Here is a 15,986-nt window from a genome sequence, read left to right as displayed (position 1 = left end):
CTTCAACGAGGTCGACCGGGGCGGGCACTTCGCGGCCTGGGAGCAGCCGGAGATCTTCAGCGAGGAGATGCGGACGACCTTCCGGTCGCTGCGATGACCAGCACCGCACGGCTGCCGGTCGAGGGCGAGCTCCCGAGCCTGGCCGGGGCGACAACTTGGCTCAACACGGAGCCGCTCACACCGGCAGGCCTGCGCGGCCGCGCCGTGGTCGTCCAGTTCTGCACCTTCTCGTGCGTCAACTGGTTGCGCACGCTGCCCTACGTCCAGGCCTGGGACAGGACATACCGCGACGCCGGCCTCGTCGTGGTGGGTGCCCACTCGCCGGAGTTCCCGTTCGAGCACGACGTGGCGCAGGTCCGCGCGGCCCTCGACGTCATGGGCATCACCTACCCGATCGCGATCGACAACGACTTCTCCGTGTGGCGGGCCTTCGACAACCACTACTGGCCCGCGCTGTACTTCGCCGACACGGAAGGCCGGGTCCGCCACCACCACTTCGGCGAGGAGGACTACGAGCGCTCGGAGAGGGTCATCCGGCACATGCTCGCGGACGCCGGTGCCACGGTCGGGGACGACCTCGCCGACGTCGTCGCGGACGGCGTCTCCCTCGCCGCCGACTGGGACACCCTGGGCTCGCCGGAGACCTACGTCGGCTACGCACGTGCGGATGGCTTCGTGTCACCGGGCGGGTTCCGGCTCCGTCACGGGCGGGTGTACGACGCCCCGGCCCGGCTCCGGCGCAACGAGTGGGCCCTCGGCGGTGCCTGGACGGCGGAGGCCCAGGTCACGAGCCTCGACGAGCCCGGCGGGCGGATCGTCCACCGCAGCCGTGCCCGCGACGTGAACCTCGTGCTGGGGACCCGCGGCGCCCCGGCCCGTTTCATCGTCCGCATCGACGGCGAGCCGCCGAGCGAGGCCCATGGGCTCGACGTCGACGAGGCCGGCCACGGCACCGTCGCGGAGGCGCGGCTCTACCAGCTCATCCGCCACCCAGGTGCCGTCACCGACCGCACGTTCGAGATCACCTTCATCGACGCGGGCGCCCAGGCCTACGTGTTCACCTTCGGCTAGCAAGCAAGGAACGGAGTCCGACCATGACCGAACACCCGACCGTCGTCCTCGTCCACGGCGCCTTCGCCGACGGCTCCAGCTGGAGCGCCGTTGTCGCCGACCTGCAGGCCAAGGGCTACGACGTCATCGCCCCCCAGTGCCCGCTGACCTCCCTCGCGGACGACGTCAGACGCCTGCGCCAGGCCCTGGCATGGCGACCGGGCCCTGCGATCGTCGTCGGCCACTCCTACGGCGGCCAGGTAATCACCGCTCTCGGTGACGAGCTGGCCGTCGCCGGGCTCGTCTACATCGCCGCGTTCGGGCTCGACACCGGTGAAACGATCTCCGGCGTCGGAGCCGCGACGCCGCCACCACCGGCCCTCGGGCACATCGCCGTCGACGAGCAGGGCTTCGGCCGCCTGCCCGTGGACGACTTCGTCCGGCACTTCGCCGCCGACGTGGACCCCGCCCGGGCGAAGGTCATGCACGCGGTCCAGCAGCCGGTTGCGATGACCGTCTTCGACGACGTCATGGGCACCCCGGCGTGGAGATCGCGGCCCACCTGGTACCTCGTGGCGACGCACGACCAGGCGATCGACCCGGACGAGGAGCGGATGTTCGCCCGGCGGATGGGCGCCGAGACCGTCGAGGTGGCCTCGAGCCACGTCCCGATGGTCTCCCACCCAGATGCCGTCATCGACCTGATCGAGGCCGCGCTGACTTTCGTGGCCACCCGCCCCTCCGCTGAGCGCGCGCCGCTCTGACCATCGCGTCCCACTGTGGACGGCGGCCCGGGAGGGCCCGCTAGACCGTATGGAGGCTGGCGCCTCCGCTCGTAAGTTGGCGCGGGTCACCGTCGGCTGGTGACGGTGCCGCATTTACGGGGAGGCGCCGGTGCTGGGCGAGGGTACGTGGGTCGGGTTGGACGTCCATGCGCGATCAGTGATCGGCTGCGCGATCGACGAGAGCGCAGCAGAGATCCGGACGCAACGGGTCGGGGCGCGGACCGAGCAGATCGTGGACTGGGTGTGCGCGCAGCCCGGCCCGGTGATGGCCTGTTACGAGGCGGGCCCGACCGGGTTCGGGCTGGCGCGGGCGTTTCGTCCCCACCACCACGCCGCTCTCAGTCCTCCGGGAGCCCGGACAGGGGGCGCCCGGACACCGACGCTTGACCCGTGCAACACGTCCTGCCCGGCATGGCCGAGGAGGCTGGCACCCGCCAAGGAGCGCCATCCTCGGCATCGTTCCGGAGTAGCGGCGTTGACAAATCGTTGACATCTACCCGGTCCCAGCCGGTGCGGACGATCCCCGCACCACCTCTGCCCTGCTACTTCTCTGTCGGGATACAGGATTCGAACCTGCGACCCCTTGACCCACGCCCAGGCGCAGCCGAGCGCGAGCAGCTCGAGGACGCCGACGAGGGCGACCGGGATCGGGCCGGTCATGTGGTGCTGCCGGGCGAGGTCAATCGTGGCCGAGGCGGACACCAGCAAGGCGCACACGGTGGCGGCGGCGAGCCCGAGGGTCAGGACGACGCGGCGCATCACCGGTCATCTCCCCGGCAGACAGGCCCCCAGGCCGACGACGAACACCCCGGAGGGGATGCACGCCCACCAGCCGATGACGGCGGTGAGCAGCCCGCGGGCAGCAGCCCGCGGGCGACATCCAGGGGCAGCAGCGCCCACATCAGGCCCAGCGGGACCGGTGGGACGCGGCGGGGCGGCAACGCGGGCCGGGAGGTGGCGCTGGGCGGTCATGGGGCACCGTCCTGGAGCCAGCCCTCCAGCAGCGCCGCGGTCTGCGGCGGGGTGGTGCGTGCGGCGGGCAGGCCCAGGCGCAGCGCGAGCTGCAGTAGCAGCAGTTCGGCCTGGTGGGCTCGGTCCTCGGCGGCGCGGCGGGCGCGCAGCTCGGCGAGGAGCTGCTCCTCGCTCAATGGTCCGCTCCGTAATACCAGGCGCGGAACCCGGCGCAGTGCCCACAGTAGAGCGGGTCGGTGGTGTCGTCCGGGTCGACGGGCTCGTCGCAGTCCAGGCAGAGCCAGGGCGGCAGCAGGTCGTCGTTCGGGCCGGGGGAGGGCGCGGCGATCGTGGTGGAGGTGCGAGGCTGGCTCATAGCCGGTCTCCTCTCTTGGGCAGAGGTTCCGGTCACAGGCCCGGCCGGGATGGCGTCTCGGGCGGGCCTCGCCTCCTGCGGAGGCACCCCCCTTTCTGGCGGTCAGCGGCTCGAACGTCGCGTTCGTGCTCGGTGCGGTCCTGCTCCTCGCCCGCGGGGTGCGGCTGGGCCCGCGGACCGTCGCGGTGCTCGCGCTCCTGGCGCTGGTCGGGTTCGTGGTGCTCGCCCGGCCGTCGCCGAGCGTGCTGCGGGCCGGCGCCATGGGCGCCGTCGCGATCCTCGCGCTCGCCCTCGGGCGCACGCGCTCGGTGCTGCCCGCGCTCGCCGCGACCGTGGTGGTCCTGCTGCTGGTCGACCCGGCGCTGGCCGTCGACGCCGGGTTCGCGCTCTCGGTGCTCGCGACGGGGGCGCTGGTACTGCTGGCGCCGGTGGTCGTCACGGCGCTGCGCCGGCGCGGGGTGCCGCCGGGGGTCGCCGAGGCGCTGGCGGTGCCCCTCGCCGCGCACGTGGTCACCGCGCCGGTGGTGGCGGGCCTGTCCGGTGAGGTGAGCCTGGTCGCGGTGCTCGCGAACCTCCTCGCCGCACCCGTCGTCGCTCCCGCCACCGTGCTCGGGGTGCTGGCCGCCGTGCTCGCGCCGTGGTGGACCGGCGGTGCGCACGCCGCGGTGTGGCTCGCCGGGCCGGAGGTGTCGTGGCTGGTGTGGGTGGCGCACCGCTGCGCGGCGGTGCCGGGCGCGGCCCCGGACTGGCCGGGCGGGGTGACCGGCGGGCTGCTGCTGGCCGGCCTCGTGCTGCTCGGGCTCGTGGCCCTGCGGTGGCGGCGGGTGCGGCTGCTCGCCCTCGCCGTCGTCGTGGGCCTGCTGCTCGTGCTGGTGCCGACGCGCGTGGCGCCGGTGGGCTGGCCGCCGCCGGGCTGGGCGCTGGTCATGTGCGACGTCGGGCAGGGCGACGGGCTCGTGCTCGCGACGGGGGAGCCGGGGCGCGCCGTGCTCCTCGACGCCGGACCGGACGGGACCGCGATCGACGGGTGCCTCGCGCGGCTGGGGGTACGCTCGTTCGCCCTCGTGGTGCTCTCGCACCTGCACGCCGACCACGTGGACGGGCTCGCCGGCGCGCTGCGGGGCCGGCCGGCCGGGGCGGTGGCGATCGGTCCGGTCCACGAGCCGATCGGCGCCCTCGCCCAGGTCACCGCCCGGGCCCGGCAGGCCGGCACGCCCGTCGTCGGGCTCGACCCCGCCGCGGTCCTGCGGTGGCCGGCGCTCGAGCTCGACGTCCTCGGCCCGCTCCACCCGCGGCCCCACGTCGACCCCGACGACGGCACCGAGGTCAACGACACCTCACTGGTCCTGCGGGCCACCACCCCGCTCGGGCGCGTCCTGCTGCCCGGGGACGCCGAGGCCGAGTCGCAGGAGACGCTGCTCGCCTCCGGGGCCGACCTCGGCGCGGACGTGCTCAAGGTGCCCCACCACGGCTCGCGGTCGTCCCTGCCGGCGTTCGTGACGGCGGCGCACGCCCGGCTCGCGCTGGTCAGCGTCGGGCAGGGCAACAGCTACGGGCACCCGAACCCGGCGATGATGGGCCTGCTCGCCGGCACCGGGGCACTCGTGCGTCGCACCGACCAGAGCGGGGACCTCGCGCTCGTGCCCGCGGCGGATGGGGGCGCCGCGGTGGTGGCGCGCGGCGATCCCCGCCCCGACCCGAGGAGGCGGTGAGCTCTACAGCCCCAGCGCCTCGCGGACCGCCTTCGACGTGGCGGGCACGGTCGCCGTCGGGCCGACGTGGCCCTCGATGGCGTCCAGGGTCTTCAGCCCGTCGCCGGTGATCAGCAGGACCGTGTCGGCGTCCGGGTCGAGCCGGCCCTGCTCCACGAGCTTCTTGGCATTCGCGACGGTGACCCCGCCCGCCGTCTCCGCGAAGATCCCCTCGGTGCGGGCGAGCAGGCGCATGGCGTCGCGGACCTCGTCGTCGTCGACGTCGGTGACCGCGCCGCCACAGCGGCGGACCGTGTCGAGCACGTACGGGCCGTCGGCGGGGTTGCCGATCGCGAGCGAGCGGGCGATGGTGTCCGGCTTCTGCGGCCGCACGACGTCGGTGCCCTCGGCGAACGCCGTCGACACCGGGGAGCACCCGGTGGCCTGCGCGCCGAAGACCTTCCAGTCACCGCCGTCGACCAGGCCCAACGAGACCAGCTCGCCGTAGGCCTTGTCGACCTTGGTCAGCTGCGAGCCGGAGGCCACCGGGATGACGGTCTGGGCGGGGATGCGCCAGCCGAGCTGCTCGGCGATCTCGTAGCCCAGCGACTTCGAGCCCTCGGCGTAGTAGGGCCGGACGTTGACGTTGACGAACGCCCAGTCCTCCTGCTCGAACGCGAGCTCGGTGGCGAGGCGGTTGACGTCGTCGTAGGTGCCGTCGACGGCGAGCAGCGTGGTCTCGTAGACCGCCGTCATCAGGATCTTGGCGCGCTCGAGGGAGGACGGGATGAGCACCACCGAGTCCCACCCGGCGCGGGCGGCGGCGGCCGCGGTCGCGTTGGCGAGGTTGCCGGTCGAGGGGCAGGCCAGCACCGTGAAGCCCAGCTCGCGGGCGGCGGCCAGGGCCACGGCGACGACGCGGTCCTTGAAGGAATGGGTCGGGTTGCCGGTGTCGTCCTTGACCCACAGGTTGCGGATGCCCAGCTCCGCGCCCAGGCGGTCGGCCTTCAGGAGGCGGGTGAACCCGGGCTCGGTGTTGGGGTGGGACTCGACGGTGCTCGGCACCGGCAGCAGGTCCTTGTAGCGCCAGATCGACGTCGGGCCGCGCTCGATCTGCTCGCGGGTGACGCGGCCGAAGTCGTAGGCGACCTCGAGCGGGCCGAAGCACTGCGGACACGCGAACTCGGCCGCGAGGTCGAGGCGGTGCCCGCACGCCCGGCAGGCCAGGGCGGCGGCCGGACCGAGGTCGAGGGACGAGCCGGCGGTCCCGGAGGCGGTGCTCGACGGTCCGGAGGCAGTCAGCGTCATGAAAGGTCTTCTCCTCATCTTCCCCGCGGTGTCACGGGTCGGAATTGGCACCGGTCTTGCCTGCCGCGGGCGGCGGCCGCCGGTTGCCGGGGTGTCGTCGGGCCGTTCCCTCTACCCCTCTGGATGAGCCGTATTCGGTTGTCGGCGACGGCTCGGATCGGTCTCGACCCCGGCTCGCACGCTACCGGCACGTTACGGCACCGCATGGTCATCCGGCCACCGCGCGAGGACGTTGTGCACGCCACGGTGTCGGGGGCTCCTGGGAGGATGTCGACGTGCCACCGAGAGCCCGCCCCGCGTCGGGCGCGAAGTCCCCGTCCGCCGAGGTGGACGACGTGCCCGTGCGCCTCGTCGTCGGCGACGAGGGCCTGCTGGTCGAACGCGCCGTCACCGGGGCGGTGGCCGCCGCCCGCCGTCGGGATCCCGACCTCGAGGTCCGCACCCTGCGGGCCTCCGAGATCACGGCCGGGCTGCTGGCGGAGCTGGTCAGCCCGTCGCTGTTCGCCGAGGCCCGCGTGGTGGTGCTCGAGGCCGCGCAGGACGCGAACGCCGAGGTCACCACCGTGCTGGTCGACTACGCGAAGGCCCCCACCGACGGGGTCTCGCTCGTCGCGGTCCACGCAGGCGGCGCCAAGGGCAAGGCGCTCGTCGACGGGCTGAAGAAGGCGGGCGCCGCCGTCACCGAGGCACCCAAGCTGCAGAAGTACGACCAGCGGGCCGAGTTCGTGCGCGCCGAGGTCCGCCAGGCCGGCGGCTCGATCACCGGGGAGGCGCTGGGCCTGCTGCTCGACGCGGTCGGATCGGACCTGCGCGAGCTGGCCTCGGCGTCGTCGCAGCTGGTCAGCGACGCCGCGGGGCAGGTCGACGCCGAGGCGGTGCGCCGGTTCCACCGGGGGCGGGCCGAGGTCACCGGGTTCGCCGTGGCCGAGCGCGCGGTGACCGGGGACCGGGCGGGCGCCCTCGAGGCGCTGCGCTGGGCGCTCGACACCGGGGTGGCGCACGTGCTGGTGGCCGACGCGCTGGCCGACGCGGTGCGCACCATCGCCCGCGTGTCCGCCGCCGGCCGGGGCGACCCGTACCGGATGGCCTCCGAGCTCAAGATGCCGCCGTGGAAGGTCAAGAAGGCGCAGGGCCAGGCCCGGGGCTGGGACGGGCCGGGGCTCACCCGCGCGATGTCGCTCGTCGCCGACGTGAACGCCGATGTCAAGGGCGCGGCCGCCGATGCGTCCTACGCCCTCGAGCGGGCCACGGTCGAGCTCGCCGCCCTCGCGGGCCACGCCCGCCGTCGATGAACCGGCCCCGGACACGACGGAGGGCACCGTCGCGGACGACGGTGCCCTCCGAGGACGAGCGCGGGTCCGGCCTCAAGCCGGGGTCTTGCCGGCCTTCGCGTCGACGGTGAAGCGCGCCCCCCGATGGGCCATGCGCGACTTCTTGTTCGCCGCCTGGTTCTTGTGGATGACGCCCTTGCTCACGGCCTTGTCGAGCAGGCGGCCGGCCTCGCGGCGGCGCTCGTCCGCCGCGGCGGTGTCACCGGCCTCGAGGGTCTCGCGGTAGCGGCGGATCGCGGTCTTGATCCGCGACTTGACCGCCTTGTTCCGCTGACGAGCCTCCTCGTTCTTGCGGTTGCGCTTGACCTGCTGCTTGATGTTCGCCACGGGGCCTTCGAACCTCTGGGTAGTCGTTGAGTTCCTGCGTGCGGACGCGCCCGGGAGCGGACACAGGCGTCCAGCCCGCACGGCGCAGTGACCACCAGATTACCAATGCCCCACATCGCCGGTGCCGCTCGGGTGCCATGGGACCATGGGGGAGCAGGACATGCCCGCGCGCGAGCAGGAACGAGGACCTCGTTGACCGAGACCACCACGACGCAGCAGTCGGCCAAGACCCCTGGCCGACCCGGCACCGTGGGCTACGCCGACGAGACGTTCACGCCGCCGGAGCGGATCCGCAACTTCTGCATCATCGCCCACATCGACCACGGCAAGTCGACGTTGGCCGACCGGATGCTGCAGCTCACGGGCGTCCTGGGGGATCGGGCGTACCGCGCCCAGTACCTCGACCGCATGGACATCGAGCGGGAGCGTGGCATCACCATCAAGGCGCAGAACGTGCGCCTGCCGTGGTGCGCCGCCGGACCCGACGGCGAGCAGCGCGACCACGTGCTGCACCTCATCGACACCCCCGGGCACGTCGACTTCACCTACGAGGTCAGCCGGTCGCTGGCCGCGTGCGAGGGCGCGATCCTGCTGGTCGACGCCGCGCAGGGCATCGAGGCGCAGACCCTGGCCAACCTCTACCTGGCCCTCGAGCACGACCTGGAGATCATCCCGGTCCTCAACAAGATCGACCTGCCGGCCGCCGAGCCCGAGAAGTACGCCGGCGAGATCGCGCACCTCATCGGCTGCGAGCCCGAGGACGTGCTGCGGATCTCCGCGAAGACCGGCGACGGCGTGGCGGCGGTGCTCGACGAGGTCGTGCGGCGGATCCCGGCCCCGGTCGGCGACGCCGACGCCCCCGCCCGCGCGATGATCTTCGACTCGGTCTACGACACCTACCGCGGCGTGGTGACCTACATCCGCGTCGTCGACGGGAAGATCACCCCGCGCGAGCGGATCCGGATGATGAGCACCAACGCCGTCCACGAGCTGCTCGAGGTCGGGATCATCTCGCCGGACCAGAAGCCCTGCCAGGGTCTCGGCGTCGGCGAGGTCGGCTACCTCATGACCGGGGTGAAGGACGTCCGGCAGTCCCGCGTCGGGGACACCGTGACCACCGAGCGCAAGGGCGCCGAGCAGCCCCTGGGCGGCTACCGCGACCCGCAGCCGATGGTGTTCTCCGGGCTCTACCCCATCGACGGCAGCGACTACCCGCTGCTGCGCGACGCGCTGGACCGGCTGCGCCTCAACGACGCGGCCCTGTCCTACGAGCCCGAGACCTCGGCCGCGCTCGGCTTCGGCTTCCGGTGCGGGTTCCTCGGGCTGCTGCACCTGGAGATCACCCGCGACCGCCTCGAGCGGGAGTACGGCCTCGACCTCATCTCGACGGCGCCCAACACCGTCTACCGCGTGGAGCTCGACGACGGCGGCGAGGCCGAGGTCACCAACCCGGCCGACTGGCCCGAGGGCAAGGTCTCGGCGATCTACGAGCCGATCACCAAGGTCTCCGTGCTCGCCCCGGCGGAGTTCGTCGGCGCGATCATGGAGCTGTGCCAGTCGCGGCGCGGCCAGCTCGACGGCATGGACTACCTGTCCGACAGCCGCGTCGAGCTGCGCTACACCATGCCGCTCGCCGAGATCATCTTCGACTTCTTCGACGTCCTGAAGTCGCGCACCCGCGGCTACGCGTCGCTGAACTACGAGCCCGCCGGCGAGCAGGCCGCCGACCTCGTCAAGGTCGACATCCTGCTGCAGGGCGAGCCGGTCGACGCGTTCTCGGCGATCGTGCACAAGGACGCGGCCTACGCCTACGGCAATTCGATGGCCTCCAAGCTGCGCGAGCTGATCCCACGGCAGCAGTACGAGGTGCCGATCCAGGCGGCGATCGGCTCGCGGATCATCGCCCGCGAGACGATCCGCGCGATCCGCAAGGACGTGCTCTCCAAGTGCTACGGCGGCGACATCACCCGCAAGCGCAAGCTGCTGGAGAAGCAGAAGGAGGGCAAGAAGCGGATGAAGACGATCGGCCGGGTCGACGTCCCGCAGGAGGCCTTCGTCGCCGCGCTCTCCACCGACCAGAACGCCGTGGACAAGGCGAAGTCGGGCAAGAAGTGACCCGTCGCATGATCCGCCGTGTCCGGCTCGCGTAGACTGGATCGGCAGGTGCCGAGCTGTCGGCCTGGGAAGGACTGCCCAACGAGGCGGTCCGCGGACAGCTCCAACCGTCCGCCGTACCCCACTCCCGAAAGAGTTCTGTGACCGACGCTGCTGTCCTGTCCGATCCCGATCTCCCGCTCGACCCGTTCCTCACCGACGACGTCGCGTCCGACGACGTCGACACGGACACCGAGGACGACACCGACGCCGACCAGCCGGACGAGACCCCCAACGGCTTCGCCGCGCTGGGTCTCGACGACCGCGTGCTCGGCACCCTGGTCGAGCAGGGCTTCCACACGCCCACCCCGATCCAGACCGAGACCATCCCGCTGCTGCTCGGCGGCCGCGACGTCCTCGGCCTGGCCCAGACCGGCACCGGCAAGACCGCCGCGTTCGCGCTGCCGCTGCTCTCCCGGATCGACCCGGCCGTCCGCGCCCCGCAGGCGCTGATCCTGACGCCGACCCGCGAGCTGGCGATCCAGGTCGCCGAGGCGATCGAGTCGTTCTCGGCCGGGATGCCGCATGTGCACGTCGTGCAGCTCTACGGCGGCGCGCCCTACGGCCCGCAGCTCTCCGCGCTGCGCCGGGGCGCGCAGATCGTCGTCGGCACGCCGGGCCGGGTCGCCGACCACCTCGAGAAGGGCACACTCGACCTGCGCGACGTCGGGTACTTCGTGCTCGACGAGGCCGACGAGATGCTGCAGATGGGCTTCCTCGACGAGGTCGAGAACATCTTCGGGCTGCTGCCGGCCGACCGTCAGGTCGCGCTCTTCTCGGCGACGATGCCCGCGGCGATCCGTGAGGTCAGCCGCAAGCACCTCAACGCGCCCGAAGAGGTCTCGATCAAGGGCAAGACGACGACGGTGGCGAACACGCGCCAGCGCTACGTCGTCCTGCCCGATCGGCTCAAGGCCGACGCCCTGGCCCGCGTGCTGCAGGTCGAGGACTTCGACGCGGCCCTGGTGTTCGTCCGCACCCGGCAGAACACGACCGACGTCTCCGAGGCCCTCAACCGCCGCGGCTTCGCCTCGGTCGCGATCTCCGGTGACCTGTCGCAGGTGCAGCGCGAGAAGACGATCGCCGACCTGCGCTCCGGCGAGCTCGACGTCCTGGTCGCCACCGACGTCGCGGCCCGCGGCCTCGACGTCGAGCGCATCACGCTGGTCGTCAACCACGACCTGCCGACCGACCCCGAGTCCTACGTGCACCGCATCGGGCGCACCGGTCGCGCGGGCCGCTCCGGCGACGCGATCTCGTTCGTCACCCGCGGCCAGATCCGGCTGCTGCGCGCGATCGAGAACACCACGCGGCAGAAGGTCGAGGAGATGTCGGTGCCCGGCACCGACGAGGTCAACGACCGCCGCCGCGCCCGGTTCGCTGAGCGCATCACCGCGGCCCTCGGCGCCGACGACGACGGCGGCGACCCGCTGCCGGTCTTCCGCAAGGTCATCGACGACTACGTCGCCGAGCACGACGTCGACCCGATCGACCTCGCCGCGGCGCTGGCCAGGATGGCCCAGGGCGGCAAGCCGCTGCTGGTCGGGGACCTGCCGGCCCCGCCCGCACGGGGCGAGAAGCGCGGCCGCAACGACCGGGACGACAAGCCCGGCCGCGGTCAGGGCAAGCGCCCCGCCGCTCCGACGTGGACCGTCGGCTCGGGCACCGACACCTACCGCATCGACGTCGGCCACAACCAGCGGGTGAAGCCGGGCGCGATCGTCGGGGCCATCGCCAACGAGGCCGGGCTCGACTCCGCGCACATCGGGCACATCGACATCCGGCCCGACCACACGCTGGTCGAGCTTCCCGCCGACGTCCCGGGCGCCGTGGTCAAGCGACTGCAGCGGGCCCGCGTCGCCGGCCGGCCGATGGGGCTCCGGCGGGCCTCGGAGGCGCCGTCGTCGGGACCTCGCCCTGACAAGCGCGGCCCCCGTCCCGACCGCCGGGAGCGCACGCCGCGCTGAGTCCGACCCCGGTTCTGACCGAGGGGCCCCTTCGCTCGATCTAGTCGAGCGAGGGGGCCTTTCGCTCGTTCCGGACGGGAGCCCGGGCCGCGGGTGAGCGGCGCCGTTCTGGCGTCAGATGCCAGGAACGTGCCGTTGCTGCCACGAGGGGTCGTCGTCCCCCGGGAATGCCGGCCCCCCGGAGCGCGTCACACCGAGTGGCCGGGTGCGCCACGGCGCGCCTACCGTCGGAGGAGACCGGAGGGGAGGGCGGCGGATGGCGCGCTCGCTGGTGATCGTCGGCGGGGGTCCCCGGGGGACCGGGATTCTCGAACGCCTCGCCGCCTCCGCGCCGGCCCACGGCGTCGACGCCGAGCACCCCCTCGACGTCCACCTCGTCGACCCCTACCCGCCGGGCGCCGGCCGGATCTGGCGCACGGCCCAGTCCGAGCTGCTGTGGATGAACTCCATGGCCGCCGACGTCACCATGTACACCGACGACACCGTGACCTGCGAGGGCCCGATCGTCCCCGGCCCCAGCCTCATCGAGTGGGCCCAGCAGGTCCGGGACGGCGAGCTCGAGGGCGAGTCGGTGCCCGAGGGCCGCGTCGGCGACGAGGTCCGCGCGCTGGGTCCCGCCACCTTCCCGACCCGCCAGCTGCAGAGCCACTACCTCGACTTCGTGCTGCGCCGCGTGCTCGCCACGCTGCCCGACGGCCTGCGGGTGCACGTGCACGACGGGCGCGCCACCGGGATCGTGGACGGAGACGTGCGCCGGGTGTGCATCGACGAGTCGGACGGCACGAGCGTCGAGGTCGACGCCGACGCCGTCGTGCTCGCCTCCGGGCACCTCGACGCCACGCCGTCCGACGACGAGGCCGCGATCGTCGAGAAGTCGCGCCGGCTCGGGCTGCAGTACTTCCCGCCGGAGCAGACCACCGACTCCGACCTCGACGCGATCGAGCCCGGCCGCACCGTGATCGCCCGCGGAATGGGCCTGGCCTTCGTCGACCTCATGGTGCTGCTCTACGAGGGCCGCGGCGGGCGCTTCGTGGAGGTCCCCGCCGTGGGAGGTGACGGAGGTGACGACGACGGGTCCGGGCGCGGTCGGCTCGAGTACGTCCCGTCGGGCCGCGAGGTGTTCCTGCAGGTCGGTTCCGGACGCGGGGTGCCCTACCACGCGAAGACCGAGTACGCCCTGCGCGGCCCCCGCCCGCCGCTGCCGCGGTTCTTCGGCCCCGAGCAGGTCGAAGAGCTGCTCGCACGCGGCGAGGTGAGCCTGCGCGAGGACGTGTGGCCGCTCATCGCCAAGGAGGTCGGCTGGGGCTGGTACCACGAGCTCCACCACGGCCACCCGGGCCGCGTCACCACCACCTGGGACGAGTTCGCCGAGCGCTACGCCGCGCTGGACTGGTACTCCGAGGAGCGGGAGGCGCTGGTCGCGCAGGCGGTGCCCGCCGAGTCCGACCGGCTGGACTTCGAGCGTCTCGACCGGCCGCTCGCCGGGGTGTTCGCCGACCCGGAGACGCTGCAGAAGCAGCTGCGCGAGTACATCGCCGACGACCTCGCCCGCCACGTCGACCCCGCGCACACCGCGGAGCTGGGCGCCTTCACCGCGCTGCTGTCGGCGTTCATGATCTCGGGGGAGCTCGCCGGCCGGGGCGGGCTGACGCCGCGCTCGCGGGCCTACGACCTGTCGTGGTGGCAGAACCTGTTCTCGTCGATGGCCAGCGGCCCGCCCGGGCCGCGGCTGCGCCAGCTGCTCGCCCTCTCCCGCGCCGGCTTCGTGACGTTCCTCGGCGCGTCGCTCCAGGTCGACGTCGACGAGGGTCCCGACGGGGCGGAGTTCGTCGCGACGGGGGCCTCGCTGCAGGGTGAGGTCCGGGCCCGCACCTTCGTGGACGCCCGGCTGGCCTCCCCGAGCGTGCGGCGCACCCTGGACCCGATGCTCGCCTCGCTGACCCGCCACGGGGTGCTCGACGAGGAGACGCTGCGGTTCGAGGAGCGCGCGACGCCTTGCTCGCTGGACGCGGTCGCCGAGCGGGTCGACGAGCGGGAGGCCCCCCTCGTCGTGCACTCGACCGGGCTGGTGCCGGTCCGCGCCAGTGACTTCCGCGTGCTGACCGGCGCCGACGAGGAGCCGCACCCGCGGCTCTTCGCCGTCGGCCCGCACACCACCGTGCGGTTGCCGGGTGCCTTCACCCGGCCCCGCACGAACAGCGTGAGCTTCCGCGCGAACGACGCCTGCGCTCAGGCGATGCTGGCGACCGCCATCTCCGGCTGAGGGGCGTTCGCCGCGTCGCGCACCCGGGCCCGCTCGCGGAGCCGCTCGAGGGTCTGGCTGAGCAGCCGCGAGACGTGCATCTGGGAGATGCCGAGCTGCGCGGCGATCTCGGACTGCGTCTGCTCGTGGACGAAGCGCAGGACGAGGATGCGCCGCTCCCGCTCGGGGAGGCTGCCGACCAGGTCCCGGACGAGCGCGCGGCTCTCGACGTGGTCGAGGTCGGGGTCGTCGGCGCCGAGCACGTCGGCCATCGTCGTCTCGGTCGACTCGGTGAGCGTGGAGTCGAGCGAGTCCGGGCGGTACGAGTGGTGCGCCGCGATGGCCTCGATGACCTCCTCGCGGTCGACGCCGAGGTGCTCCGAGATCTCCGAGGCCGTCGGTGCGCGGCCGAGGTGCTGGCTCAGCGCCGTCGACGCGGTCCCGACCTGCAGGTAGCGGTCCTTGACCCCGCGCGGCGTGCGGATCGTCCAGGCGGCGTCGCGGAAGTGCCGGCGGACCTCGCCCATCATCGTGGGGACGGCGTAGGACAGGAAGTCGCGACCCTGCGTCGGGTCGTAACGCCGCAGCGCGTGCAGCAGGCCGATGGCGGCGACCTGCTCGAGGTCGTCGACGGCCTCGCCGCGCCGGGAGAAGCGGCGGGCGATGTTGTGGGCGACCGGCCGGTAGGCGTCGACCAGCTGCGAGACGAGCGTGTCGCGTCGCGGGTCGGTGTCCGAGCAGGCGGCCAGCTCTTTCAGGAGGGGCGCGTACTGGTCGTAGGCGCTCGTGCGCTCGCTCATGCAGACCTCCGGGACGTGCCGGAACGACGGCACTGGATGGCCCGCGGTGGCTTGCCGGATGAACCACGTCGCGGTGGCGTGCGAAAGGCAGGGCACGACGGAGTCCGCGAATGGGGTCGAGATCAGGAGAAAGGGGACGCGGACGTTCCTGGTGCCGGACCGGGACTGTGCGCTCAACCCTCGGACCATCGGCATGCCCTGCTCGCCACAAGATCAAACATCGCGGATTCCGCGTGATGCGAGCCAGTCGCCGAACTCGTTGGCCACGAGACGCTCGTCGTGCACCCCCGCCGCGGCCGCGGAGCACAGCCACCGCAGCGGGCGCACCATGACCTCCGGGTCGAGCAGGCCCTCGACCGGCGCCTCCTCGGGCACCATGCCGGTCCGTGTCGCGCCGCCCGGCAACAGGATGTTGACGGTGACGCCGCTGTCGGCGAGGTCGGCCGCCATGACGCGGGCGAGCGCCTCGGCTCCCGCCCGCGACGGCCCGTAGGGCACGAAGCCGCGCCGCACCATCGTCGTGTGGTTCATCGAGACGACGACGATCCGCCCGCCGCCGTCGCGCAGCGCGGGCAGCGCGGCGCGGGCGGTGAGGAAGTAGCCGGTGAGGTTGGTGTCGACGACGGCGCGGAACGCGTCCGGGCCGACCTCCCAGAACGGCTGCGGGTCGGTGAGGAAGCGCGGGTTGACGGTGCGCATCCCGATTCCGGCGTTCAGGACGAGGACGTCGAGGCCGCCGAGGAGCGCGACGGCGCGCTCGGTGCCCGCGGCCACGGCGTCCTCGTCGCGGACGTCGACGCCGAGACCGTGGGCCCGACCCGCAGCTCCTGGCCCGCCCAGCTCGCCGGCGACGGCGGCCGCCCGGTCGCCGTCGCGCCCGGTGAGCACGACGTGGGCGCCGTCGTCGACCAGCGCGCGGGCCATGGCGAGCCCGAGCCCGCTGGTGCCGCCAGTGAGCAGGACGCGCATGGTTGGCCTCCGGCTTGTGCGTGCGTTTCCGTGCC

At 73.2% G+C, this 15,986-nt stretch carries 13 protein-coding genes and 1 riboswitch; of the genes, 7 read left to right on the top strand and 6 right to left on the bottom strand.

Annotated features, from left to right (window positions below; genetic code table 11):
* The first annotated feature begins 93 nt into the window (after window positions 1–93).
* Both VGH76_RS11690 and VGH76_RS11685 read left to right on the top strand, forming a co-directional pair.
* A complete protein-coding gene (locus VGH76_RS11690; RefSeq protein WP_331556849.1) occupies window positions 94–1,071 on the top strand; it encodes a hypothetical protein in 978 nt (325 codons plus the stop codon).
* A gap of 23 nt (window positions 1,072–1,094) precedes the next feature.
* On the top strand, window positions 1,095–1,814 hold the full coding sequence (locus VGH76_RS11685; RefSeq protein WP_331556848.1) for an alpha/beta hydrolase: 720 nt from the start codon (window positions 1,095–1,097) through the stop codon (window positions 1,812–1,814).
* Between the two features lie 989 nt (window positions 1,815–2,803).
* Here VGH76_RS11685 and VGH76_RS11680 read toward each other — a convergent pair.
* Complete coding sequence (locus VGH76_RS11680; RefSeq protein WP_331556847.1) at window positions 2,804–2,983, bottom strand: hypothetical protein; 180 nt, start codon at window positions 2,981–2,983, stop codon at window positions 2,804–2,806.
* Window positions 2,980–3,162 carry a hypothetical protein gene (locus VGH76_RS11675; protein ID WP_331556846.1) on the bottom strand — a complete coding sequence of 61 codons (183 nt, stop codon included), beginning with the start codon at window positions 3,160–3,162 and terminating at the stop codon, window positions 2,980–2,982. Before VGH76_RS11675 ends, VGH76_RS11680 begins: the two co-directional genes overlap by 4 nt.
* A 95-nt stretch (window positions 3,163–3,257) precedes the next feature.
* Between VGH76_RS11675 and VGH76_RS11670 the strand changes: the two genes are divergently transcribed.
* Window positions 3,258–4,874 (top strand): ComEC/Rec2 family competence protein, encoded by a 1,617-nt coding sequence (locus VGH76_RS11670; RefSeq protein ID WP_414637711.1) that lies wholly within the window; start codon window positions 3,258–3,260, stop codon window positions 4,872–4,874.
* Window positions 4,875–4,877: 3 nt separating this feature from the next.
* On the opposite strand, the gene thrC is transcribed toward VGH76_RS11670, so the two are convergent.
* Window positions 4,878–6,161 (bottom strand): threonine synthase, encoded by a 1,284-nt coding sequence (gene thrC / locus VGH76_RS11665; protein ID WP_331556844.1) that lies wholly within the window; start codon window positions 6,159–6,161, stop codon window positions 4,878–4,880.
* A gap of 11 nt (window positions 6,162–6,172) precedes the next feature.
* Window positions 6,173–6,291, bottom strand: a riboswitch (SAM riboswitch).
* A 196-nt stretch (window positions 6,292–6,487) separates the two neighbouring features.
* On the opposite strand from thrC, the gene holA reads away from it, so the two are divergent.
* Window positions 6,488–7,453, top strand: a complete 966-nt coding sequence (holA, locus tag VGH76_RS11660) for a DNA polymerase III subunit delta (protein ID WP_331556852.1) — start codon at window positions 6,488–6,490, stop codon at window positions 7,451–7,453.
* A 72-nt stretch (window positions 7,454–7,525) separates the two neighbouring features.
* Here holA and rpsT read toward each other — a convergent pair whose 3' ends face one another.
* Window positions 7,526–7,819, bottom strand: coding sequence for a 30S ribosomal protein S20 (rpsT, locus tag VGH76_RS11655; protein ID WP_331556843.1), 294 nt, complete (start codon window positions 7,817–7,819; stop codon window positions 7,526–7,528).
* 249 nt (window positions 7,820–8,068) lie between these two features.
* Here rpsT and lepA point away from each other — a divergent pair, with 249 nt between their 5' ends.
* The 3 genes from lepA (at window position 8,069) to VGH76_RS11640 (ending at window position 14,203) form a co-directional block, all read left to right on the top strand.
* On the top strand, window positions 8,069–9,934 hold the full coding sequence (lepA, locus tag VGH76_RS11650) for a translation elongation factor 4 (protein ID WP_331556851.1): 1,866 nt from the start codon (window positions 8,069–8,071) through the stop codon (window positions 9,932–9,934).
* Between the two features lie 140 nt (window positions 9,935–10,074).
* Complete coding sequence (locus VGH76_RS11645) at window positions 10,075–11,940, top strand: DEAD/DEAH box helicase (protein ID WP_331556842.1); 1,866 nt, start codon at window positions 10,075–10,077, stop codon at window positions 11,938–11,940.
* Between the two features lie 256 nt (window positions 11,941–12,196).
* Complete coding sequence (locus VGH76_RS11640; protein ID WP_331556841.1) at window positions 12,197–14,203, top strand: FAD/NAD(P)-binding protein; 2,007 nt, start codon at window positions 12,197–12,199, stop codon at window positions 14,201–14,203.
* Here VGH76_RS11640 and VGH76_RS11635 read toward each other — a convergent pair.
* Together VGH76_RS11635 and VGH76_RS11630 are read right to left on the bottom strand one after the other, a co-directional pair.
* Window positions 14,170–14,982, bottom strand: coding sequence for a SigB/SigF/SigG family RNA polymerase sigma factor (locus VGH76_RS11635; protein ID WP_331556840.1), 813 nt, complete (start codon window positions 14,980–14,982; stop codon window positions 14,170–14,172). The genes VGH76_RS11640 and VGH76_RS11635 overlap by 34 nt on opposite strands.
* Window positions 14,983–15,195: 213 nt before the next feature.
* The gene (locus VGH76_RS11630) at window positions 15,196–15,951 is read right to left on the bottom strand and encodes an SDR family oxidoreductase (RefSeq protein WP_331556839.1); all 756 of its coding nucleotides are present in this window, start codon (window positions 15,949–15,951) and stop codon (window positions 15,196–15,198) included.
* Window positions 15,952–15,986 lie beyond the last annotated feature (35 nt).

Origin of the sequence: Actinomycetospora sp., from assembly GCF_036497585.1 — a bacterium.
GTDB lineage: Bacteria > Actinomycetota > Actinomycetes > Mycobacteriales > Pseudonocardiaceae > Actinomycetospora.
This window is presented reverse-complemented; position numbering and strand designations above follow the sequence as displayed.